General features: G+C 62.1%; 20 protein-coding genes. 16 read left to right on the top strand and 4 right to left on the bottom strand.

The genetic code is table 11. The annotated features are described in order from the left end of the window. Window positions 1-547 precede the first annotated feature (547 nt). Both EPD66_RS20575 and EPD66_RS20570 read right to left on the bottom strand, forming a co-directional pair. On the bottom strand, window positions 548-2,242 hold the full coding sequence (locus EPD66_RS20575; protein WP_142850413.1) for an L-lactate permease: 1,695 nt from the start codon (window positions 2,240-2,242) through the stop codon (window positions 548-550). 390 nt (window positions 2,243-2,632) lie between these two features. After that, on the bottom strand, window positions 2,633-3,049 hold the full coding sequence (locus EPD66_RS20570) for a hypothetical protein (protein ID WP_142850412.1): 417 nt from the start codon (window positions 3,047-3,049) through the stop codon (window positions 2,633-2,635). A 208-nt stretch (window positions 3,050-3,257) separates the two neighbouring features. Between EPD66_RS20570 and EPD66_RS20565 the strand changes: the two genes are divergently transcribed. The 5 genes from EPD66_RS20565 (at window position 3,258) to EPD66_RS20550 (ending at window position 7,690) form a co-directional block, all read left to right on the top strand. Next, window positions 3,258-3,512, top strand: a complete 255-nt coding sequence (locus EPD66_RS20565; protein ID WP_142850411.1) for a sulfurtransferase TusA family protein — start codon at window positions 3,258-3,260, stop codon at window positions 3,510-3,512. A gap of 77 nt (window positions 3,513-3,589) precedes the next feature. Next, window positions 3,590-3,952, top strand: coding sequence for a DsrE family protein (locus tag EPD66_RS20560; RefSeq protein WP_142850410.1), 363 nt, complete (start codon window positions 3,590-3,592; stop codon window positions 3,950-3,952). Between the two features lie 41 nt (window positions 3,953-3,993). Continuing rightward, complete coding sequence (locus tag EPD66_RS24420) at window positions 3,994-4,524, top strand: hypothetical protein (protein WP_221931065.1); 531 nt, start codon at window positions 3,994-3,996, stop codon at window positions 4,522-4,524. Between the two features lie 11 nt (window positions 4,525-4,535). Continuing rightward, complete coding sequence (locus tag EPD66_RS20555) at window positions 4,536-6,089, top strand: hypothetical protein (RefSeq protein ID WP_221931064.1); 1,554 nt, start codon at window positions 4,536-4,538, stop codon at window positions 6,087-6,089. Window positions 6,090-6,169: 80 nt separating this feature from the next. Beyond that, the gene (locus EPD66_RS20550; protein ID WP_142850409.1) at window positions 6,170-7,690 is read left to right on the top strand and encodes a 5-methyltetrahydropteroyltriglutamate--homocysteine methyltransferase; all 1,521 of its coding nucleotides are present in this window, start codon (window positions 6,170-6,172) and stop codon (window positions 7,688-7,690) included. 166 nt (window positions 7,691-7,856) lie between these two features. Here the strand turns inward: EPD66_RS20550 and denD are convergent, their stop codons facing one another. Both denD and EPD66_RS20540 read right to left on the bottom strand, forming a co-directional pair. Beyond that, on the bottom strand, window positions 7,857-8,819 hold the full coding sequence (denD, locus tag EPD66_RS20545; RefSeq protein ID WP_142850408.1) for a D-erythronate dehydrogenase: 963 nt from the start codon (window positions 8,817-8,819) through the stop codon (window positions 7,857-7,859). Between the two features lie 32 nt (window positions 8,820-8,851). After that, window positions 8,852-10,420: an acyl CoA:acetate/3-ketoacid CoA transferase gene (locus tag EPD66_RS20540; RefSeq protein ID WP_142850407.1), complete on the bottom strand. Its 1,569-nt coding sequence runs from the start codon at window positions 10,418-10,420 to the stop codon at window positions 8,852-8,854. Between the two features lie 136 nt (window positions 10,421-10,556). Between EPD66_RS20540 and EPD66_RS20535 the strand changes: the two genes are divergently transcribed. The 11 genes from EPD66_RS20535 (at window position 10,557) to EPD66_RS20485 (ending at window position 20,652) form a co-directional block, all read left to right on the top strand. Next, window positions 10,557-11,024: a MaoC/PaaZ C-terminal domain-containing protein gene (locus EPD66_RS20535; protein WP_255448598.1), complete on the top strand. Its 468-nt coding sequence runs from the start codon at window positions 10,557-10,559 to the stop codon at window positions 11,022-11,024. A gap of 27 nt (window positions 11,025-11,051) precedes the next feature. Next, window positions 11,052-11,723 carry a DUF4286 family protein gene (locus EPD66_RS20530; RefSeq protein ID WP_142850405.1) on the top strand — a complete coding sequence of 224 codons (672 nt, stop codon included), beginning with the start codon at window positions 11,052-11,054 and terminating at the stop codon, window positions 11,721-11,723. 38 nt (window positions 11,724-11,761) lie between these two features. Continuing rightward, the gene (locus tag EPD66_RS20525) at window positions 11,762-12,598 is read left to right on the top strand and encodes a fumarylacetoacetate hydrolase family protein (RefSeq protein ID WP_142850404.1); all 837 of its coding nucleotides are present in this window, start codon (window positions 11,762-11,764) and stop codon (window positions 12,596-12,598) included. Between the two features lie 95 nt (window positions 12,599-12,693). Then, a complete protein-coding gene (locus EPD66_RS20520) occupies window positions 12,694-13,785 on the top strand; it encodes a LacI family DNA-binding transcriptional regulator (protein WP_221931063.1) in 1,092 nt (363 codons plus the stop codon). Window positions 13,786-13,997: 212 nt separating this feature from the next. Further along, on the top strand, window positions 13,998-15,014 hold the full coding sequence (locus tag EPD66_RS20515; protein ID WP_185961539.1) for a tripartite tricarboxylate transporter substrate binding protein: 1,017 nt from the start codon (window positions 13,998-14,000) through the stop codon (window positions 15,012-15,014). A gap of 67 nt (window positions 15,015-15,081) precedes the next feature. Next, window positions 15,082-15,573: a tripartite tricarboxylate transporter TctB family protein gene (locus tag EPD66_RS20510; RefSeq protein ID WP_142850402.1), complete on the top strand. Its 492-nt coding sequence runs from the start codon at window positions 15,082-15,084 to the stop codon at window positions 15,571-15,573. 9 nt (window positions 15,574-15,582) lie between these two features. Further along, window positions 15,583-17,112, top strand: coding sequence for a tripartite tricarboxylate transporter permease (locus EPD66_RS20505; protein ID WP_142850401.1), 1,530 nt, complete (start codon window positions 15,583-15,585; stop codon window positions 17,110-17,112). 41 nt (window positions 17,113-17,153) lie between these two features. Next, on the top strand, window positions 17,154-17,909 hold the full coding sequence (locus EPD66_RS20500; RefSeq protein ID WP_185961538.1) for a shikimate dehydrogenase: 756 nt from the start codon (window positions 17,154-17,156) through the stop codon (window positions 17,907-17,909). 42 nt (window positions 17,910-17,951) lie between these two features. Beyond that, complete coding sequence (gene otnK, locus EPD66_RS20495; protein WP_142850399.1) at window positions 17,952-19,232, top strand: 3-oxo-tetronate kinase; 1,281 nt, start codon at window positions 17,952-17,954, stop codon at window positions 19,230-19,232. Then, entirely contained in the window at window positions 19,229-19,876 is a 648-nt protein-coding gene (locus EPD66_RS20490; protein WP_142850398.1) for an aldolase, read from the top strand. The genes otnK and EPD66_RS20490 overlap by 4 nt, the downstream gene beginning before the upstream one ends. Further along, window positions 19,873-20,652 (top strand): hydroxypyruvate isomerase family protein, encoded by a 780-nt coding sequence (locus EPD66_RS20485; RefSeq protein ID WP_142850397.1) that lies wholly within the window; start codon window positions 19,873-19,875, stop codon window positions 20,650-20,652. The genes EPD66_RS20490 and EPD66_RS20485 overlap by 4 nt, the downstream gene beginning before the upstream one ends. The last annotated feature ends 184 nt before the right edge of the window (window positions 20,653-20,836 follow it).

Below are 20,836 nucleotides of genomic sequence, written 5' to 3'. Positions count from 1 at the left end.
CCCTCAGTCTATTTCCCGCTCGCGCCTGCATCGCTCCATAGAAAGTATAAGAAGCCGTCTCGTCTTGTCGCATGCTGTTTTGGCATTGGACTCCCGCGCCATCCCCGCCCGTGGCGCCCCTTTCGCGCCCGCTTTTCGGTCTTCAAGCCGGAATGCATTGTTGATTACGACAGGACCGATGCTTTTTCGGCATGACCCCGGTTTGCAGGGGCCCAAGGCGTAGGCGCCTGTGGTGTGAAGCGGCCAGCCGGAAGGCGCTGGCGGACGACATCCGCAGCGGCGCGACAGCGTAAGAATCAGAGGTGCTGGTTGCGGGAAAACCGTGATACCGGTGGCCAGGGACCATGCTGGTCGCTCAAAACACGCACGCGGATTTGCATTTCCGCGCGGTGCCTTTGGGGGAGCGCTTCCAAAAGCGCTCCTGATAAAACCGGGGGATTCAGGTGGTCCGCCCATGGTTTTCTTCGGGCGGATCGGTCACGGGGGAGGGGGTATTTCAGATTACAGGCGGCAAGGCGACGGGAGTCCCATCGCCTTGCCGACAGGATTATCGAGCAGTCAGCGGATCGCTGATGCCAAGGACATAGAAGCCGACGAGGAGAAGCGTCCCCGACAGCACGAGATAGTAGATGGTCGGCAGGATGGTGATCCGGAGCGTGGCGCCCTCTTTGCCAAGCAGGCCGACCGTCGCGGAAGCTGCGACGACGTTGTGGATCGCGATCATGTTACCGGCGGCGGCCCCGACGGACTGGCCGGCAACCATCAGCGCGGAGGAGAGGCCAAGACCCTGGGCCACCGAGAACTGGAACTGGCTGAGCATGAGGTTGCTGACGGTATTCGACCCGGCAAGGAACGCCCCCAGCGCGCCGACCGCAGGCGCAAAGAACGGATAGACAGCCCCAACCTGCGCCGAGACCCAGCCCGCCACCAGGACCGGCATGCTCGGGATATCGTTGGCGTTCACGCCCGAATTGATCATCACGCGAACCATCGGGACCGTGAAGATCAGCACGAAGCCCGCCCCCAGAAGGGTGCTGCTGCTCTCGCCAATCGCTTTGCGGAAGCCGTCAAACGACATTCTATGAAGAAAGACGGTGATCACGCAGATCATGACGAGAATGCCGCCTGGCGAGAAAAGAAGCGGGAAGTCCCCGCTGATGCCTTGCTCGCCCAGGATATTGCTAAAAGCAACGGTCGTGGTCTTCAACGCATCGCCGAAAGGGGTGATCGTGCGGCTCAGCACCAGCACCACCGCGAGGAGCAGATAGGGAGCCCAGGCCAAGGCGAGAGGAATCTGCCGCTTGGCAAGAGTCTCGAGCTTGATGTCGACGCTTCCGAACCATTCCTTCGACCATTCCGACGCCGGAGGAAAGTCCCAGCTTTGCTTCGGGACGAAAATCCGGTTCTTCGCGGCCAAGGTCATCAAGCTCAGGCCGACGAGACCCCCGATCATCGACGGGAACTCGGCGCCCAGGAAGACCGCAGAGAGGACGTAAGGAATGCTCATCGCGAAGGCCGCCGCCAGCGCGAAGGGGGCGATCGCCAGGCCTTCCGACCAGGATTTGTTTCTCCCGAAGAACCGCGTCATCACCATGACGAGGAGCAAGGGCAGGAACGTCCCGCAGAGGGCGTGAAGAATCGCGACCTCGGAGGTGATGATATGGAAGAAGGCTTCCCAATTCGACCCGACCGCGATCAGTTCCTCAGAGATCGAGGCCCGGTCGACGCCAGACTGCACACCGACGATCATCGGCGTCCCCACCGCCCCGAACGAGACGGGCGTGGACTGGATCATCATGCCGAACACCACGGCTGCCATGGCGGGAAAACCAATGGCGACCATGAGGGGGGCGGCAACGGCGGCGGGGGTGCCGAAGCCGGAAGCGCCCTCGATGAAGGACCCGAAAAGCCACGCGATCAGAATCACCTGAACACGGCGGTCAGGGGAGATCGAGGTAAAGCCCGAGCGAATGGTCGAAATGGCCCCCGAATGCTTCAGCGTATTCAGCAAAAGCAGGGCGCCGAAGATGATCCACAACAGCCCGATACTCTGGATCAGGCCTTGCAGTGTGGAGGCGATCACACGGTTTGCACTGACACCCCAGGCCGCAAGCGCGATCACAACGGCAAGTGCATAGGTAAGCGGCATCACATACCGCGCAGGCATGCGGAATCCGATAAGTAAAATGCCTGCCGTGATGATGGGCAGGAACGCTAATAGCGCCAAAACTCCCGTCGACATATGGCCTATTCCTCCCTTGAACGCCGTGAGCCCAGCGCCTCTCATGGCGCATTACGGCTCCGACAAGCTCGCTTCTAGTTGCGTCAATCCTCCCAGACCGAACACACGAACTGGTAAAATGAATTGACACATATGGTCAAGCGGCATGCTCTTGTGAGTTGAGGGAATGCCCCCGGATAGCCGATAAGTCATAGAGAAACGCCGCCGGAGGGGATAACAAAAGGCATAACAAAGGGATCGTTCCGAAAGAGCTGCCGAGTAGGGGATGAGGCATATCCAAGGCTTCATTCAAGAAGGGTGGCTTGGGTTGTTCGCGCGGCGGCCGCATGCTGCATGCTGCTTGACGCGGGCTCCCCCGGGGGCTGATAGGGCCTCCGAGTCCTTGAAGGATCACGTGCCGCGTTTGCCAATCTCCGGGATGGTCTGCTGCGGCTCGTCCCGGGCCTGTTCCTTGGTGACGGCCGCCGCTTCGACCAGCCGCCCGAGCGTCTGCTTGTCGGTCTCCTCGTCGCCGACCCATTTCCATGCGACAGCCAAAATCAGGCCTGTGCGTTCTTCCCGTGGCAGGCGGCGGCGGGGCGTATGGGATGAAAGGGGAGATGCTTGAGTTTTCCTGTCCTTGCTCAGGATTTTCACTGCGCCAAAGTCGCCCTGACGCGCGATGGTTCGCTGATCGACCCCGCCAATGGCAATCGGATGTGCCTGAAGGTGGTGTGGCTTCTTTACCAATTTTCCGCCCGCCTGGGGTGATCCGCTTTCGGAACCGGCTTTTTCTTCATCTGCTTGACGTGCCGCATCGTTGCTCATAACCTTGTGGTTGAAGCTGATTTCGAAACGTCATGCTCGGTCGAGCTGGTGTTGCACTATAGGTGCAAGTCGTCGAAAGAAATTGCAGCTTCAGTTCTCAATAACTTCGTGACTGGTTGTTCGTGCGTTTCAGCGCGCGACTTCCCGTTTTGACCATGATGCACACAGTCTGGGCGCTGTCCGGGCTGTGAATGAAGGAGTGTGCTTGATGAGGACTATCCCTCAGCATCCCGAGCCCGAGATCGCCGAGGAATGGGACGCGGGCACCATGGGGTGCGGGGAGCTTTTGCTCGAGCTTCGCAATCGCCTCAAGCAAATCCCCGGTCGGACCATCAAGCTGGTCGCGCTCGACCCGGGTGCGCCGGAAGACATACCCGCGTGGTGCCGGCTGACGAGGAACGAGCTTCTGCGTCACGAGCCGGAGACGGGCGCGTTCTGGATCAGGTCGCGAAGTGAATGGTGAACGCCGGGAATAGGGCCGCAAGTGGCCACGCTAAGTGAGATACGAATTCAAAAAAACATTCTGAAAGGGAGAGTGTGATGCCGGGACGTTTCGTAGTCAGCCTGACCTGTGCCAAGGACGACACCGACAAGGCGACCGTGGCTTTTGTCGTTGCCAATGCGGCGATCGCGTCCGACAAGGAAGCCATCGTCTTCCTGTCGACCGAGGGCACGCGGCTCTCGCAGAAGGGCTATGCCGACGATATTCATGAGGAAGGCTTTGCGCCGCTCAGGGATCTGATCGCGAATTTCGTGGAAGCCGGCGGCAAGATCTATGTCTGCTCGCCCTGCTTCAAGAAGCGCGGATTGGACGAGGACAATATCGTCCCCGGCGCCGTGGTGGTTGGCGGCGCCAAGCTGGTGGAATTCATGGGCGAGGCGTGCCCCAGCGTCAGCTACTGAGGTCCTGGCCGGAAATCCGGGCCGCTTTCCGGAGCGCAACAATGCTTCCGTATCGACTGCTTTCGGTGGCGTTCTTCGCTGCCGCGCTAGGCTATGTCCTGATCAGCTATCTCAGTTTCGAGATGCCGAAAACGCTCGCCGACGCCGAATTCTGCGGATTCGACATCGACGATTTCGACGCATCGGGACAGCTTGCCTATCCGCCTTTCGACGCATGGCGCATCAGTTTCCTGAGATTGCAGGAATATTGGGTCGCGCTGTCGGTCGGCATGTCCGCCGCGTTCATGGCTTTCGCCCTTTTTGTCGGCTATCGCGCGCGGCAAGGGGCGCTGGCAGCGGGCGCGGCGGCCGGTGGGGGTATTCTCGCCTTCGCCGTGCTCTGCGTAAGCTGCCTGGCCCCCGCACTTTCCGCGGTCGGGCTGGGCGTGATGGGCACCGTCATGGCGGATGTGCCGCGCTGGCTGATGGCCTTGAACACGCTGCTTCTGACCAGTTGGGGCGTGATGTTCCTCAGCCGCCGGCTGGCAGCCTGCCCGATTCCGCGCTGCCTCGGCGCCACGCCAGCCGCATGAAGGGAAATTCCATGAGACGCAGACTCTTCGCTGCGGCCGCGTCCGCTGTATTGCTCGGCACGGCCACCAATGCTTCGGCCAATGATTATGCGACGATCATCCAGCCGGCGAAGCCGGGAATGCCGCTCGCCCATCCCATCGCCGACAGGGACATTCCCCCGCCGCCTTTCTCGCTCGTCTCGGAAAGGCCGGTTCGTCCCGCTTATGTGCCCGGCCTGCCCGGTCTTCCGCAGGGCAGGCCGGTTACGGACGATTTCGGCCGGTCGCCGCTCAAATTCGACGGTGTCTTCATCCGGCAAAGCCGGGTGGAGAACGGCACGGTCGTCATACCCGCCGGCGGCCTTGCCTATCTCGAGGATACCTGGGGCGGGCAGGTGGCGCTGCGTGGAGAGCCCATCCCCGTCCTGGGCCGCATGCCGACCTATGTCGATTACGACATGAGCATCGTCGTACAAGAAGACGTGACCCTTCCGGCAGGGGGAAGCGTCGCCGTCGGGGGGCAAGTCTATCAGTACTATGCGACCGTCGGGCACAACAACACGATGAACCATACCCTGCACGTCAAGACCGTTGCAGGCACGGATTGGGAATGGGCCTTCGGGTCGCCCGTCCTGTCGACGACGCAGCCCGGCTGGTGGGGCGGTGAACGCTTCGCCCAGCTTTATAACCAGGGACAGGCGCGCGAGGTGTCGCGGCAGCAGATCGTGTTCGACTGGCTGTCCGGTGTGCGCATGGATCGTCTGGTGCTGGCGGAGGAACAGCTTTTCGCCGGGCTGGCAGGCGTGGGAGATTCATGGCGCGCGGGTGATCGCACCATTCGCATCGCGGCGGTCGATCCTCAAGCAGGCATTGTGGACATCGAGATCGTCGAGGACGGTAGCGTCGTGCATGCGCGGACTCTCGGCCCGGTCCAGCCGGATCTGCTGATCGAGGACACGGCGGCGAGAAAGGCCATCGTCTTCGAGTACGAGGATATCATCGGCTTCCTTTCGCCCTGGCCCGAGGCCTTCGAGGGCGGCAAGGCCAATCTCAAGATCTATGGGCAGGCCTTCAGCCTGGGCTATGGCGAGGATTATCGCTGGGACGAACGTTTCGCGGTTTATCCGATCGGCTGCCCGACCGGGCATAATTTCGGTTTCATGCTGGTCAACAAGGAAGAGATCAGGCTGAGGCCCGGCGAAAGCGTGGAAGGGCCGGAAGGATATTTCACCGTCTCGGTGGACGAGATCAGCGGCGAGGCCGTCACCGCCTGGTACATCTCGGATCGCGAGGGCAACAGTTCGGTGAATCTGGGTGGTCCGTCGATCACCAATGTCGATCTGGTGCTCGGTCAGGGGCGCGTCGCAGGCCAGGCCATTCTCAAGGATGTCGGTAGGGCGATGCTGGATCGGACCTATTCCAATATGACCGTCCAAGCGGGTCACGAGGTGGCGGCCGTGATGACCGCGACTTCCTCTGCTCCTTCCCAGCCCTCCTACGGGTTGATGGCGGCGTTCGGCGTCTTTGCCATGGGGCTGGGGGCGGTCGGATACGAGGCCGGCCGCAGGCGCGGCAAGTCAAACTGACGCAGCAAGCCTAATCATTAACGGACAGGGAACCGGCCGTCCCCTCTGTGGGACGGCTGTCGCGAAAGAGAAGGAAGATCATGCAGCCAGTCGCCCGACATGAATACAGGCCGGATGTCAGCTTTGACGGCGGTGACCTCGATTGCGGCAATGGCCTGCTTCTGCTGATCCGCAAGCATATCGACCCGCTTCCCCGTGGGGGGCTGCTGGAAATCCGCTCCACCGAGATTTCGGTCGATGAAGACCTGCCCGCCTGGTGTCGGCTGACGAGGAACGAGCTTGTCTCTTGGACGAAGGAAGGCAAGCAACGCAGCTTCCTCGTCTGTAAGGGGTCGCTGGAAGAGCGCGGCAAGGTGCAGGAAGCACCTGCACCGGCAGCCGCACCCGCCGCAATTCCCGCAGCATCCCCGGCAAGGGTGAAGCCCCGTGCGGAAAAGATACCGGCCCCTGCCGTGCCCGCTCTCGCCGTCATGGGAATGGGAAGCTGGCCGCGCCCCCGCTGGGTGGTCGAGGCCATGCACGGCTTCGTCGAGGGGCGGCTCGATGAGGCGGCATTCCAGGAAACGGCGGATGATGCCGTCCGTCTGGCGATCGCCGCGCAGGAAAAGGCCGGTGTCGATGTCGTCACGGACGGAGAGCAGCGTCGCGACAGCTATGCCAGCTTCGTCGCGACCCGGCTGGACAATTGCCAGCTCGTGCCGCTGATCGACCTGCTGCCGCTGGTCGATCATCCCGAGGACTTCGAGGCGGAACTGCGCGCGCTCGACGTGCCTGCGGACGAGGTGCGTCATCCCGGTGTGTTCGGCGCCATTGCCCGCAGTCGTCCCATTGCCGGGCACGAACTCGATTTCGCCCGCAGCGTCACCTCGAAACCGGTGAAGGTCTCGCTGCCCGGTCCCTATCTGCTCGCGCGCACGATGTGGATGGAATGCCTTTCCGAACAGGTCTATTCGTCGCGGGAGGAAATCGCCGCCGATCTGGTCCGGGTGCTGCGCGAGGAACTTGCCGATCTTCTTGATGGCGGCGCCGCCATCGTGCAGTTCGACGAACCGGTCCTGTCCGAAGTGGTCTTCAGCGGCGCCAAGAACAAGCGCAGCTTCATGTGCGGCGCTTTGTCGGAATCGCTGGGTCCGGCGCATGAACTCGGCTTTGCACGGGATCTGATGAATGCGGTGGTGGATGGATTCGACCGTGACCGCATCGCCGTCCATGTCTGCCGCGGCAATTGGACGCCTGATGAAAGCGTGGCATTGGCCGGCAGCTACGAGCCGTTGGTCGATACGCTTTCGGCCATGAATGTCGGCGCTTACCTTCTCGAAATGTGCACGCCACGTGCCGGTGAAATGGAGGTGCTGCGGCGCCTGCCCCAGACGGCGCGGATCGGGATCGGCGTCGTCAACCAGAAACTGCCGCAAGCGGAAAGGATAGACGAAGTCGCTGAAAAGATCGCCCATGCCATCGATCTGTTCGGCCGGGACCGCCTGCTCCTGCATCCCGATTGCGGCTTCGCGACCTTCGCCGACAACCCGATATGCTCGCATTCCCACGCGGAGCAGAAGCTTACGGTCATCGCACGGGCAGCCGAGCGTTTCCGCATCTAAGCAGCATGGGGCCTGGTGCCCTTTGTCCCATCCTGCAGTCATCGCCTCGTGGCGTATAGCCCACCACTTTCGTATGAGGGGGTGTCCTTCTGACAGGTTTGGACCCGTGGCGTAGAAGCGGATCAATATTTCAGCTTCCACGCCACATTGGTACCTTTTGGGTATCTTAGCCCCTGCTACGCAATTTCTGAAATTGCGTGATCAAGGACGTGCAGTCCTCGTCGCGGGTAAAGCCAAGACCGAGAGCGCGGCTGACGTCGAAGTCGCCGGGCCAGCTGCAGACGATCGCGGCAATGCGCGCATCATGGGCTTCGGTCACCAGGGCCCTCGTCTCTGCGCCGGCGACGTTTTCCAGCGCTTCCAGCATTTCGGAAACCGTCACGCTGATTCCCGGCAGGTTCAGGACCGGCCAGGGCGTCAGCCGCGCCTGGTCGAGGTCCAGGGCATGCGCCAGATTGGCGACGACGACATCGGGGGAGGAGACCCAAAGCCTCGTGTCGGCCGGAACCGGGCAGGTGCTGGCAAGGCCGGAAAGCGGTTCGCGGATGATGCCGCTGGCAAAGGATGATGCCGCGGCATTGGGCTTGCCGGGGCGGACGACCACGGTGGGCAGGCGGAGCGAGACGCCGGAAACATAGCCTTTGCGGGAATATTCGCTGACCAGCAATTCCCCGACGGCCTTTTGCATTCCATACGAGGATTGCGGGCGGGTCGCAAAGTTGTCGGGAATGACGGCTGGCAGTTCGCCCCCGAAAACGGCGAGGGAGCTTGAGAAGACAAAGCGCGGCTTGTTTCCCAACGCTCTGCAGCGGTCGAGTAGGGCACGGGTGGCGTCGATATTGACGCGCATGCCGGTTTCGAATTCGGCTTCGGCCTGGCCGCTGACCACGGCCGCCATGTGGAAGACCGCATCGGTGCCGAGCGCGACGTTTTCCGCTAAGAACTCGGGATCGGAAATATCCCCGACCTTCGAGACCACACGCGGGTCCCGCGACTTTGCTTCCGCCAAGTCGATCGAGGTGATTTTTTCGATCTTGCTCTTTCCGGCGCCAAGGTCACTTTCCCCCAGCAGCTTATCGATCAGCATGCTGCCGAGGAAGCCCGCGCCTCCGGTGACGACGATATTCATGAGTCTCTTTCCTTCGACTGCGTCCTTGCCGGTTACGATTGTGCCGTCGCGAAGGCGGCATCCTTGGCCAGTTCCATCACCTCCGGGCGGAAGAGGCGGGCATCCATGGTCTTGAGGTCGGAGGCGATCCTCGGCTTGAAGGCCATATGGGCGAGAATGTCGCGTTCCAGCTCGACGCCGGGGGCGATCTCGATGAGGGTGAGTTGGCCGTCGACGATCTCGAACACCGCGCGTTCGGTGACGAACAGCGCCTTGCGTCCCTGTTGGGTGGCGAAGGGGCCGCAGTAGCAGATCTGTTCGATGGATTTCACGAATTTCGGATATTTGCCCTCTTGGCGGATTTCGATCTTGCCATCGACGCAGGCGACATCGAGACCACCGGCGGTGAAGGTGCCGCTGAACACCGTCTTCTTGGCGTTCTGGCTGATATTGATGAAACCGCCGATGCCGACGATCTTGTTGGCGAAGCGGCTGATATTGACATTGCCGTTCGGGTCGACTTCGACAAAGGACAGGAAGGCGCAGTCGATGCCGCCGCCATCATAGAAATCGAACTGATAGGGCTGGTCGACGGCGGCGCTGTAATTCTGGGCCGCGCCGGAATCCGGGCCGGTCAGGGGGGCGCCGCCGATAAAGCCCTGTTCATTGGTCAGGATGACGTGGTCGAGGATCTTCTCCTCGGCGGCAACGGCGGAAATCCCGGTGGAGATGCCGGCGCCCAGGTTGCAGACGGCACCAGGACGCAGCTCCAGCGCGGCGCGCCGGGCGATGACCTTGCGCGGGGTGAAGGGCAGCGGCTTGAAGCTCTCGAGCGGAACGCGCAATTCCCCAGCATAGCTGGGATTGTAATGCGTCGCATAGGTCTGGCGCTGTTCGGGGTCGACCACGACGTAATCGACGAGGATGCCGGGAATCTTGATCGATTTGCCGGGCAGCGTGCCCCGCTTCGCCAGTCGCTTGACCTGGACGATGACCTTGCCGCCATTGCGCCGGGCGGCCTGGGCGGTGGAAAGCATTTCCCCCAGGATGGCTTCCTCCTCCATGGACACGTTGCCGTCTTCGTCGGCGGTCGTGCCGCGCAGGATCGCCACGTCGATGGGGAAAGGTTTGAAACGCAGCCATTCCTCTCCGCCGATTTCCATCAATTCGACGAGATCTTCCTTGGCGCTGGGGCTCTGGCGTCCACCGGCTTGACGGGGGTCGATGAAGGTGTGCAGCCCTGTCTTCGTGATCAGGCCCGGCCGCCCGGCGGCGATCTCGCGCATGATCTGCGAAAGCACGCCCTGGGGCAGGGTATAGGCTTCGATCTTGTCCGCGAAGGCTAGGTCGATGAAGACGGGCGAATCGATCAATGCGCTGGTGATGACGCGCTTCACCATCCCAGGCTTGGCGAAATGCGCCGCCCCTTTGGACACCCGGTCGCCGATGCCCACGACATGGATGAGCGTCAGATTGCCGGGCTGGCTTTCGCTCTCATAGCGGTTGCCGAGGGCGGCGATCACGGCCTCGGGCACGGCATGCCCGCCGCCAGAACCACTGACGATCACGCTGTCATTCGGCTTGATGAGCTGTGCTGCGCGCTCGGCGCTGATCACTTCCATTCCTGACCTTCCTCGTTCGTTTATACGGTTGCATCACTGATGGTTGACGCGCACTGTAACTCAGTGTAAGCGGTTACACATCAGCCATTGCGAGGCTGGAATGTCAAGTCTGCAGTGCATAATCTCGGAGGGATGCGTGGCCAAGTCAGGTTTGGATATCGTCAAGGTCGGCGAGCGTTTTAAATTCGCCAAAACCGTGGGCGAGGTGGACGTCACGCTGTTTGCCGGTCTGACCGGGGATTTCAGCGACACCCACGTCAACGAGCAATACATGCAGGAGCGTTCGAGCCTTGGGCGCCGTATCGCGCATGGCGCCCTGATCGTCGGCTACATGTCGACGGCCTCCACGATCTCGATCGCGCACATCATTCACGAGGAAGATCTGATCGATTTCCCGGTCTCTGCCGGTTACGACAAGATCCGTTTCCTGAAGCCGACTTTTCTGGGCGACACCGTGACCGTCTATTACACGGTGGACAGCATCGATCGCGAAGCGGGGAAGAGCACCGCCAAGATCGAGGTCTTCAACCAGCGTGATGAACTGCTGGCGGTGGGAACGCATGTCATGCGCTGGGCGAAGAAGCTCTCCCAGGCGCAATCCTGATCTGACTCCGGACGGGGAGACAAGGCAATGGCGTTTCTGGGACAAGGCGTTCTGGCCATCTGGAACGGCGTTCAGCAGGGCAACGAGGATGCTTTCCTCGACTGGCATGTCAACGAGCACATTCCCGAACGGGTCGGCCTTCCCGGTTTTCTTCGGGCGCGGCGCTATACGGCGGTCAAGGCCCATCCGGCATTCTTCAATTTCTACGAAGTGGCCGATCCCGCCGTGCTCGTGTCCAAGCCTTATCTGGATCGGCTCAACGATCCGACGGATTGGACGAAGCGCGTCGTCAGCACCTTCACCGATACCTCCCGCACCTTGTGCCAGGTCGCCTTGAGCGACAGCAGGGGCGTCGGCTCGCATGTCGCCGTCCTGCGGTGCGACATTCGGGTTTCCGGGGATGACCAGGGGCTGCGCGAGGCCGTCCAGCGCTTGCGGGCGGGGCAGGGGATATGCGGCGTGCACCTGCTTTACGAGGAAAAGCCGGCGACGCCGATTACGACCTCGGAAAACAAGTTGCGCGACCGTCCCGATGCGACTTGGCCGGTGGTGCTGATCGTCGAGGCCCTGTCGGCCGAGGCGGCCCAGGGGGTGCTCGACACGGCGCTTGCGGGGCTGGTTCGGGCCGGACTTCCCGAGCCGGCGGCTCGGGATGTCTATGCCCTTCAATATCTGCTCGATGAGGGCGACCTGGAGTAGCTCCCGTCGAGCGAAGCGAATGACAAAGGGAGAATGAAATGAAACTGGTTCGGTTTGGGAAGCAAGGTGAGGAGCGTCCCGGCATCCTGGATGCCGATGGTGCCATCCGCGATCTGTCGGGCGTGGTTTCCGACATCACCGGTCCGGCCTTCGAGGCCGGTCTGTTCGAGACCCTGTCGGGTGTGGACCTCGCGAGCCTGCCGCGGGTCGAGGGACAGCCTCGTCTCGGCCCCTGCGTCGGCGGCGTCAAGAATTTCATCGCGATCGGCCTTAACTATGTCGATCACGCCGTGGAAACCAATGCGCCGATCCCGGAAGAGCCGATCATTTTCAACAAGGCGGCGTCCTGCATCGTCGGCCCCAATGACGATGTGGTGCTGCCCAAAGGATCCGAGCACACCGACTGGGAAGTCGAACTGGCCTTCCTGATCGGCAAGCGCACCTATGAGGTCTCGGAAAGCGAAGCGCTGGACCATGTCGCGGGGTATTTCATCTGCAACGACGTTTCCGAGCGGCGGTTCCAGTTGGAAATGGGCGGACAGTGGGTCAAGGGCAAATGCTCGCCGACCTTCGGTCCGATCGGCCCCTATCTCGTGACGCGCGACGAAGTGCCCGATCCGCAGTCTCTCACCCTGTGGCTCGACGTCAACGGCGAGCGGCTGCAGAACAGCACCACCGCCAACATGATTTTCCCCGTCGCCCATCTGGTCTCCTATCTGAGCCGCTTCATGGTGCTCGAAGCTGGCGATATCGTGACCACGGGCACGCCGCCGGGCGTGGGGCTGGGGATGAAGCCGGAACGTTATCTGCGCAAGGGTGACGTCATGGAACTCAGCGTCAGCGGGCTGGGCGTGCAGCGCCAGCGAGTTGTTTGAGAGCGGCAAGTATCGCATAGTGCGTTGAGAATATTGCCGGGCCGGCGGAACAAGCCGGCCCGGCCGAGGAAAGTTCAGTCGTAGAGGGGTAGAACGTGGGGAAAGCTCCCGCCGATGATTCGCGCGGCGCACCGCCAGTGGGCGGAAAGCGGGCGGTTGGTGGGCGAGGCAACGGCCAAACCATCGGATTGCGCCAGGTGGCTGCGATTGCCGGGGTCTCCACAGCCACGGTCTCGCGCGTCATCAATAATCCCGATGTCGTTTCGCCGGAACTGCGGACGCGCATCGAAATGGTGATCAAGCAACTCGGCTGGGTTCCCAGCGGAGCTGCCCGCGCCCTTGCGACAAAGCGGACCGGTGCGATCGGGGCTGTTTTCCCGGCCCTCGCCCAGGGTGATTTCGCCCGGGCGATCGACGCCTTGCAGGACGAACTGACCCAGCGGAACCATACGCTGCTTCTTGCGCGCTCGCGCTATTCGGAGGAGCTGGAGCACCAGCAGGTCGTGAAGCTTGTCGAGCGTGGCGTGGACGGCTTGGTGTTGGTCGGCAAGACGCGGCCCTATCTGCTGCAGACATTCCTGGACCAGCAGAAGGTTCCCTATGTGAACACCTTCGTTTTCGAGGCGGGGTCGAGCGTGCCCTGCATCGGGCCGGACAATCATCAGGCACTTTTCCGGATGACCGAGTATCTGATCTCGCTCGGGCACCGGAAATTCGCCCTGATCGCCCAGTCGACCAAGAACAATGACCGTGCCCAGGCTCGGCGCGAGGGCGTGTTCTCGGCGCTTGCCGAACATGGCTTGGCGATTACACCGGCCCATTCCACCGAAGGGCAGTGGAGTATCGAGGAGGGCAGGCAGCTCTTTCGGCGGATCCTGGATGCGAAGCCCTGGCCGACCGCCGTCATCTGCGGAAACTCGATGCTGGCCATCGGTGCGGTGCTCGAAAGTCAGGCCATGGGCATCAAGGTGCCGGAGGAAATGTCGATCGTCGGCTATGACGATATCGAGATCATGCGGGAACTTCCGATTTCGATCACCACCGTCAGGGTGGCGAGTGACGAGATCGGGCGCATCGCGGGAAAGGTGATTGTCGAAATGGTGTCGGGAGGGGCATCGGTCGGGGGGGTGGAGCTTCCTTCCGAACTCGTCGTGAGGCAATCCTCGGGGCCGGCGCCTCGGCGCTGAGCCTCCCTGATGGCTTTGGATAAAACCTTTATGTAACCGCTTATTCGGTATGGCAATCATTGCGTGCTGGATATCACCAAAAGCCAGGAAAATTCCATGTTTCTCTTGACTTAATGGCTCGCCATCTGGAGGAATGTATCCGGTTACATGTGGTCGAGCAGCTGCAGAAAGTGCCGATCGCCAAGATCAATATGTTCACTGGAGGAAACACAATGAGGAAAGTCATTTGGGGCTTGGCTGCTGCGGCTCTCGCCGCTTTTGGTCCGGCATCCGTCGCAAGCGCACAGGAATGGCAGCCTGAAAGGCCGGTCAATATTGTCGTGCCCTGGGCGGCGGGTGGTGCGACCGATGCCATCATGCGCGTGCTTTCCGGCGAAGTCTCCAAGGCGCTCGGCACGCCCGTGGTGGTCGTCAACCAGACGGGGGCGACCGGTACCGTGGGGACCAAGAGCGTCATGGATGCTCCGGCCGATGGCTATACCTGGGCTTCCGGGGGCGTGCAGGATCTGGGAACCTATGGGGTGCAGGGCCTGCTCGATACGGCCATCGAGGACTGGCATATCTTCTTGATCGTGCGGAACGCCCCGGTGCTTACCGTCGGCCAGAATTCGCAATTCGATACGGTCGAAAGCCTGGTGGACTTCATGAAGGCCAATCCCGGCAAGCTGACTGTCGGCACGTCCGGCATTCCGTCGACCGCCTATTCCGCGATGCAGGCTTTCGCCCAGCATGTGGAAGGCGATTTCCAGGCGGTGTCTTATGATGGCGATGCGCCGACCATGGTCGCGGTCGTCTCCGGCGAGGTGCAGGCGACGACGCAGTCGGGGCCTGGCCAGGCGGCCATGATCAAGGGAAAGCGCGTCCGTCCGCTGGCCGTGCTTGCTGATGCGCCGCTGGTGATCAAGGGCTATGGCGTGATCCCGCCGATCACCGAAACCTATCCCGATTTCCGTGCGCCCGGCCTCACCATCCAGGTCGGCATCTTCCTTCCCAAGGGCACGCCTGACGAGGTGGTCGCGCGGATGGAAAGCGTCTGGGCGAACGAGATCGCCAATTCCGAGACGCTGAAGAATTACGCCGCCGAGAATGGTTCCATCTTCACGCCGGTCTATGGCGAGGAAGCCCAGAAGATGGCGCAGGAGGCGGTGCGCGAGACTGCCTGGCGGATGTTTGATAACGGCGTTGCCACGATTTCTCCCGATACGCTGGGAATCCAGCGTCTGGAATAGGCCGTGAGTCGCGGCGGGTGCCTGGAGTGCCCGCCGCGTAATTCTGTGTGTCGACGGGAGAAGGCGCATGAAAGAGCCGCGTAATCATATGCTGGACGCCCTAAGCGGGGGCGGATGGATAATACTCGGCGGAATCTTCGCGATTCTGTCATTGCAGATGGACCGCCGCGAGCATCTGGGGGCGACGTTCTTTACCGCACCGGGCTTCGTTCCCTTCATGCTGGGCCTTGCCCTGGCTTTTTTCGGCGTCGTGCTTGTCGTTCGGAGCTTGAAGGGACATGTCCCCGAAATGCCGGAGCTGAGGATGGAGGCTTCCGGAGTCCGGGCGCTGGTCGCGCTGGGCCTGATGTCTGTCTATGCGCTCGTGCTTGTAGGGCGGATGCCGTTCTGGCTTGCGACCTTCCTTTTCGTCAGCACGTTCATCGTCACCTTCGGCGTCAAAGATTTTCGTCCGAGGGCCGTGTCTGTTCTCCTGGTCAAGGCAATGCTGACGGGCGCGTTAACCGCTGCCGTCGTCTCCTTCGTCTTCCAGGAAGTCTTCCTCGTCCGTCTCCCGTAGCGGTGTGTCATGACTGATCCATTTTCCATGCTGGCTGCAGCCTTTGCATCGCTCCTGAACTGGGAATCGCTCGCTCTCGCGGCAGCCGCTTGTCTGGGAGGGCTGATCATCGGCGCGCTTCCGGGACTGACGGCGACCATGGGACTGGCGTTGCTGACGACGATGACCATTCATCTGTCGCCGACCAATGCGATCCTGGTTCTGGTCTGTACTTATGTCCTCGCCATTTACGGCGGCAGCCGTACGGCGATCCTGTTGAACATCCCGGGGACGCCGTCCAGCGCGGCGACCGCGCTGGACGGCAATGTCCTGGCGCGGCGCGGCATGGCCGGACAGGCGATGGGGATGGCCACCATGGGATCGGCGGTCGGAACTCTGATCGGCCTGTTCCTGCTGGCGCTGATCACGCCGCCGCTGGGGGAATTCGCTCTTTCCTTCGGGGCCTTCGAATTCTTCTGGCTCGCGTTGTTCGGGGTTCTGATCTCGGGCAATCTGAGCGGGACCGACCCGGTCAAGGGGTGGATCGCCGGTATTCTCGGCCTTCTCGTTTCCACGATCGGGCGCGAGACGACCTTCGGCGTCGAACGCTTCACCTTCGGAATCACCGAACTCTCCGGCGGCATCATGCTGCTGCCGGCCATGGTGGGGGCGTTCGGCTTCGCGGAGGTTCTGCATGTGATGCGCCGCAAGGCCAAGGAGGCGGTCGTCGACAATTCCGGCCGCACGCTGCCGAGGTTCAGGGAATTCCTGCGCTACCGCTGGACGGTGCTGCGCTCGGGCATTCTCGGCACATTCACGGGCCTGCTGCCCGGCGTCGGGGAAGATGTCGGCGCTTGGTCGTCCTATGCCGTCGCCAAGCGTTTCTCCAAGACGCCGGAAGAATTCGGCAAAGGGTCGTTGGACGGGCTTGTCGCGGCGGAAACCGGCAACAACGCCTCGGTTCCCGGTGCGATGATTCCGGTCTTGACGCTTGGCATTCCGGGCTCCGGAGTGGCCGCGGTGCTGATGGCCGCGCTGATCATCCATGGCGCGCAGCCGGGTCCCTTGCTCATGGTGACCTCGCCGCAGCTTATCTACGACGTCATCGCGATGCTGGTCATCGCGACCTTCGGGATCCTGATCCTGGGGCTCAGCCTGACCCGCGCCATGGTGCTGATCCTGCGCGCCAAGGACGTCTATCTGATGCCGATCATCGCCGTGCTGTGCGTGATCGGGCCCTATGCGATCCAGTCGCGTCTCTTCGATATCTGGGTTGTCGTGGCCTTCGGCGTGATCGGCTACTTCCTGCGTCTCCTGAACTATCCCATGGCGCCGCTCGTGCTCGGGATCGTGCTGGGCGAGCTGCTGGATCGTAATCTGCGTCGTTCCTTCGTGCTGGCGGATGGCGACTGGACCGCCTTCTTCACCCGCCCGATTTCGGCGGTGGTGGCGGCGATCATCGTCCTTCTGCTCCTGTCCCAGATTCCTTTCCTGCGGAAGGGAATCGGCGCCCTGTGGGGGCGGCTCTCGCGGCGCACTGCCGCCAAGACTGAAAGCTGAACGCCATGCAATCCGTTACTGCAAGTTCAAAAGTCTGCTTCATGCTCGGCCATCCGATCCGGCAGGCGCGCACGCCCGAAGTCTTCAATCGGCGTATGGCCGAGCAGGGGGTGGATGTTGTCAACGTTCCCGTGGACCTGCTCGAGACCGGATTGGATGCGTTCTTCGCCATGCTGCGCGCGATGGAGAATTGCGTGGGGTGCATTATCACCTATCCCTACAAGCAACGGGCCTTCGCCGCCGCCAGCACGGTCTCGGTCCAGTCCGCCTTCCTGGAAGCCTGCAATATCCTCAAGCGCGAGGCAGATGGATCGCTTTCGGGCAGCATCAGCGACGGGCAGGGATATCTGGAGGCGTTGCGGCGGAATGGGATCTCGCCGCGCGGCAAGGATGTCCTGCTTGTCGGGGCGGGTGGTGCCGGGGCGGCGATCGCCTACGCGCTTGCGCAGGCGGGGATCGCCCGCCTGGTGATCGTCGAGCTGGATGCCGAACGGCAGAGGAAACTTGCGGACAAATTGTCGGAGGCTTTTCCGGGGCTGGAGGTCCTTGCCGCACCACCGCAAGACTTCCGGTACGAGTTGCTGTGCAATGCAAGCCCCGCCGGCATGTCCGGCGATACCAGCATGCCCTATCCGCTCGACCGGCTCGGTCCAGAGGCCATTGTTACCGACATCGTTCCCTATCCCGCAGAGACCCCTTGGGTGCAAGCCGCGAAGGCGCGTGGGCTGCGGACCCAGACCGGGCCGGAAATGGTCGATGGCCAGTTGGACATCATCATCAAGACGCTCCAAGGCTAAGCAGGGCCGGTTCCGGCCCACAGCCCTTATGAAAGGCATGTCATGATTATCGGTTGTATCGGCGACGATTTCACCGGCTCGTCGGATCTTGCCAATACCCTGGCCAAGGGCGGCATGCGCACAGTCCAGTTCAACGGTATTCCCGATGCCCCGGCAGAGGCGGATATCGAGGCGGGCGTCGTCGCGCTGAAGACACGAACCGCGCCGGTGGAACAGGCGGTGGCGGAAAGCCTGGCGGCGTTGCGCTGGCTGATGGCGCAGGGCTGCCGGCAATATCTCTTCAAATATTGCTCGACCTTCGATTCGACGCCCGAGGGCAATATCGGCCCGGTGCTCGACGCGCTGGCACGAGAGCTGAAGGCAAGCCGCGCCATTGTCTGCCCGGCCTTTCCCGCGACGGGCAGGACCGTCTACAACGGGCATCTCTTCGTCAATGACCGGCTGTTGAACGAATCGGGGATGGAATCCCATCCGCTGACGCCGATGACGGATCCCGATATCCGCCGCTGGCTGGGGCTTCAGACGAAAGAGCCTGTCGGTCATGTGCTGTATCGTGAAATCGCCAAAGGCGCCCGTGCCATCGAGGCCGCCTTGGATGAACAGGCGCAGAAGGGGGCCCGTTATATCGTTCTGGATGCCGTTTCGGACGAGGATCTGGAAGCGATCGGGCGGGCGATGGCCCGCGAGCTTCTTCTGAGCGGAGGATCTGGAATCGCCCTCGGCCTGCCGAAGAATTTCGCCCGGGAAGGGGCCGAAGCCGTGCCCGAGCAGTCCTGGGCCGGGCGGAAGGGACCGGTCGTGGCGCTGTGCGGTTCGTGCTCGGTCAATAGCCGCAGGCAAGTCGCCTATCACGCCGAGAGACATCCGGCAAGAAGCGTTGCGGCAGATGACGTCATGGCCGGCCTCGATGCGGATGCACTTGCCGATTGGGCCGTGGCGCAGGCGGCGGAGGGCCGTGTGCCGCTGATCTATTCCTCGGCCGATCCCGAGGTGATCAGGCGGGCGCAGGACAGTCATGGCAAGGCCCGTGTGGCCGAATCGATCGAAAATCTATTCGCCCGCGTGTCGCAGCGCCTGCGCGATCGAGGCGTCGAGAAGATCGTCACCGCGGGCGGAGAAACCTCCGGCGCGGTGGTGTCCGTTCTCGGTGCCAAGGCCTTCCACATCGGTCCCGAAATCGATCCGGGCGTGCCGGCGGTGAGCGTGGTCGGCGAAAATCTTGTTCTTGCCCTTAAATCCGGAAATTTTGGCGGCCTGAACTTCTTCGAGAAAGCCGCCTTGGTCTTGGGTGGGACGATGGCCGAAAAGGAGCATGCGGAATGAGCGCGAAGGCAAGGGAGAAAATCTGCCTCTTGGCGGCCTCGATATTCTCGCGGGGGCTGACCAACGGGAGTTCCGGGAATATTTCGATGCGGCTCGATGACGGAACCTTCCTCGTCACCCCGACTGGCAGTTCGATGGGCAGTCTCGATCCGGCGCGGCTGTCCCATATCGATCGGGATGGGCGCTTGCTGTCGGGGGACCGCCCCACGAAAGAGCTGTCCCTCCACACCGCCTTTTATGAAACGCGCGGCGCCAAGGCCGGTGCCGTGGTGCATCTGCATTCGACCCATTCGGTCGCCCTCTCGCTTCTGCCGGAGACGGATCCGGATTGCGTGTTGCCGCCCTTGACGCCCTATTCGGTCATGCGTTTGGGACGGGTCGCCCTGCTGCCCTATTTCCGCCCCGGTGACCCCGCGATGGGCGAGGCCGTGCGGCAATTGGGGGGGGTCAGGTCGGCCGTCCTTCTGGCTCATCATGGCCCTGTCGTCGCCGGAGAAACGCTTGACGAAGCGGCCAATGCAATGGAGGAACTGGAGGAGACGGCGCGCCTTACTCTGCTGACGCGCGGCATGAATCCGAAGGTGTTGACGCCCGGGCAGGTCAGGGATCTGGTGACCCATTTTGGGGTGGAGTGGGACTCATGATAAGATTTTCTGCCAATCTAGGCTTTCTCTTTACCGACCGGCCGCTGCCCGAGGCCATTCTCGCAGCCAAGGCGGCGGGCTTTTCCGCCGTGGAATGCCATTGGCCCTATGATTTCGATCCGGTGGAGATCAAGGCGGCGCTCGATGCTACCGGTCTGCCGATGGTCGGCATCAATACCTTGCGGGGCGATCTGACGCGCGGCGAGAACGGGCTTGCCGCCTTGTCCGGCCGTGAGGAGGAAGCCCGCTCCGTCATCCGCCGGGCCGTCGAGTATGCGGCGGCGATCGGCGCGGCCAATGTCCATGTCATGGCCGGCAGGAAGGGGCATGGGGCCGAAACGGCGACCTTCGTCGCCAACCTGCGCTTCGCCGCCGAACTGGCGGGCGCGCATGGCATCGGCATCCTGATCGAGCCGCTGAACCCTCATGACGCCCCGGACTATTTCCTGAATTCCATCGAGACGGCCCGCGCCGTCATCGAAACGGTCGGGGCGCCCAATCTGAAGATCATGTTCGATTGCTACCACCAGCAGCGCCTGGGCGGCGAGTTGATCGGCACCTTCCTGCGCCACAAGGACCTGATCGGACATGTCCAGTTCGCCTCGGCGCCCGATCGTGCCGAACCAGACCATGGCGAGGTCGATTACGCTTGGCTCCTGCCCGAGCTCCAGCGCCTTGGATATACCGGTGTGTTTGGAGCGGAGTATAAACCGGCGACGGGCAGCATGGATTGGATGGAGTCGGTATCACATCGTGAGGGCGGCTTTACAGGATAACGATACAAAAGCCATCGCATCGGCCGGTTGCTCAGGTAGCCTGCTTCCCACCCCACGCAGCGAGTGCCGCTAATAGCAGCGCGATCAGAACATAGGGCGCCGAGACATCGACGGCATAGATAATCGTCCCAAATAAAGGGCCGAGGACGGTGCCGAGTCCTTGGGCGGCAGTTACGGTACCGGA

This window comes from Telmatospirillum sp. J64-1 (assembly GCF_006980715.1).
GTDB lineage: Bacteria > Pseudomonadota > Alphaproteobacteria > Rhodospirillales > Magnetospirillaceae > Oleiliquidispirillum > Oleiliquidispirillum nitrogeniifigens.
The sequence above is the reverse complement of the archived record's forward strand: the minus strand, read 5'-3'. Positions and strand labels throughout refer to the sequence as shown.

Excerpts from the sequence above, each read along its gene's own strand:
- EPD66_RS20575 (WP_142850413.1), bottom strand. The coding sequence starts at position 2,242 with ATGTCGACGGGAGTTTTGGCGCTATTAGCGTTCCTGCCCATCATCACG.
- EPD66_RS20570 (WP_142850412.1), bottom strand. The coding sequence starts at position 3,049 with ATGAGCAACGATGCGGCACGTCAAGCAGATGAAGAAAAAGCCGGTTCC.
- EPD66_RS20565 (WP_142850411.1), top strand. The coding sequence starts at position 3,258 with ATGAGGACTATCCCTCAGCATCCCGAGCCCGAGATCGCCGAGGAATGG.
- EPD66_RS20560 (WP_142850410.1), top strand. The coding sequence starts at position 3,590 with ATGCCGGGACGTTTCGTAGTCAGCCTGACCTGTGCCAAGGACGACACC.
- EPD66_RS24420 (WP_221931065.1), top strand. The coding sequence starts at position 3,994 with ATGCTTCCGTATCGACTGCTTTCGGTGGCGTTCTTCGCTGCCGCGCTA.
- EPD66_RS20555 (WP_221931064.1), top strand. The coding sequence starts at position 4,536 with ATGAGACGCAGACTCTTCGCTGCGGCCGCGTCCGCTGTATTGCTCGGC.
- EPD66_RS20550 (WP_142850409.1), top strand. The coding sequence starts at position 6,170 with ATGCAGCCAGTCGCCCGACATGAATACAGGCCGGATGTCAGCTTTGAC.
- denD (WP_142850408.1), bottom strand. The coding sequence starts at position 8,819 with ATGAATATCGTCGTCACCGGAGGCGCGGGCTTCCTCGGCAGCATGCTG.
- EPD66_RS20540 (WP_142850407.1), bottom strand. The coding sequence starts at position 10,420 with ATGGAAGTGATCAGCGCCGAGCGCGCAGCACAGCTCATCAAGCCGAAT.
- EPD66_RS20530 (WP_142850405.1), top strand. The coding sequence starts at position 11,052 with ATGGCGTTTCTGGGACAAGGCGTTCTGGCCATCTGGAACGGCGTTCAG.
- EPD66_RS20525 (WP_142850404.1), top strand. The coding sequence starts at position 11,762 with ATGAAACTGGTTCGGTTTGGGAAGCAAGGTGAGGAGCGTCCCGGCATC.
- EPD66_RS20515 (WP_185961539.1), top strand. The coding sequence starts at position 13,998 with ATGAGGAAAGTCATTTGGGGCTTGGCTGCTGCGGCTCTCGCCGCTTTT.
- EPD66_RS20510 (WP_142850402.1), top strand. The coding sequence starts at position 15,082 with ATGAAAGAGCCGCGTAATCATATGCTGGACGCCCTAAGCGGGGGCGGA.
- EPD66_RS20505 (WP_142850401.1), top strand. The coding sequence starts at position 15,583 with ATGACTGATCCATTTTCCATGCTGGCTGCAGCCTTTGCATCGCTCCTG.
- EPD66_RS20500 (WP_185961538.1), top strand. The coding sequence starts at position 17,154 with ATGCTCGGCCATCCGATCCGGCAGGCGCGCACGCCCGAAGTCTTCAAT.
- otnK (WP_142850399.1), top strand. The coding sequence starts at position 17,952 with ATGATTATCGGTTGTATCGGCGACGATTTCACCGGCTCGTCGGATCTT.
- EPD66_RS20490 (WP_142850398.1), top strand. The coding sequence starts at position 19,229 with ATGAGCGCGAAGGCAAGGGAGAAAATCTGCCTCTTGGCGGCCTCGATA.
- EPD66_RS20485 (WP_142850397.1), top strand. The coding sequence starts at position 19,873 with ATGATAAGATTTTCTGCCAATCTAGGCTTTCTCTTTACCGACCGGCCG.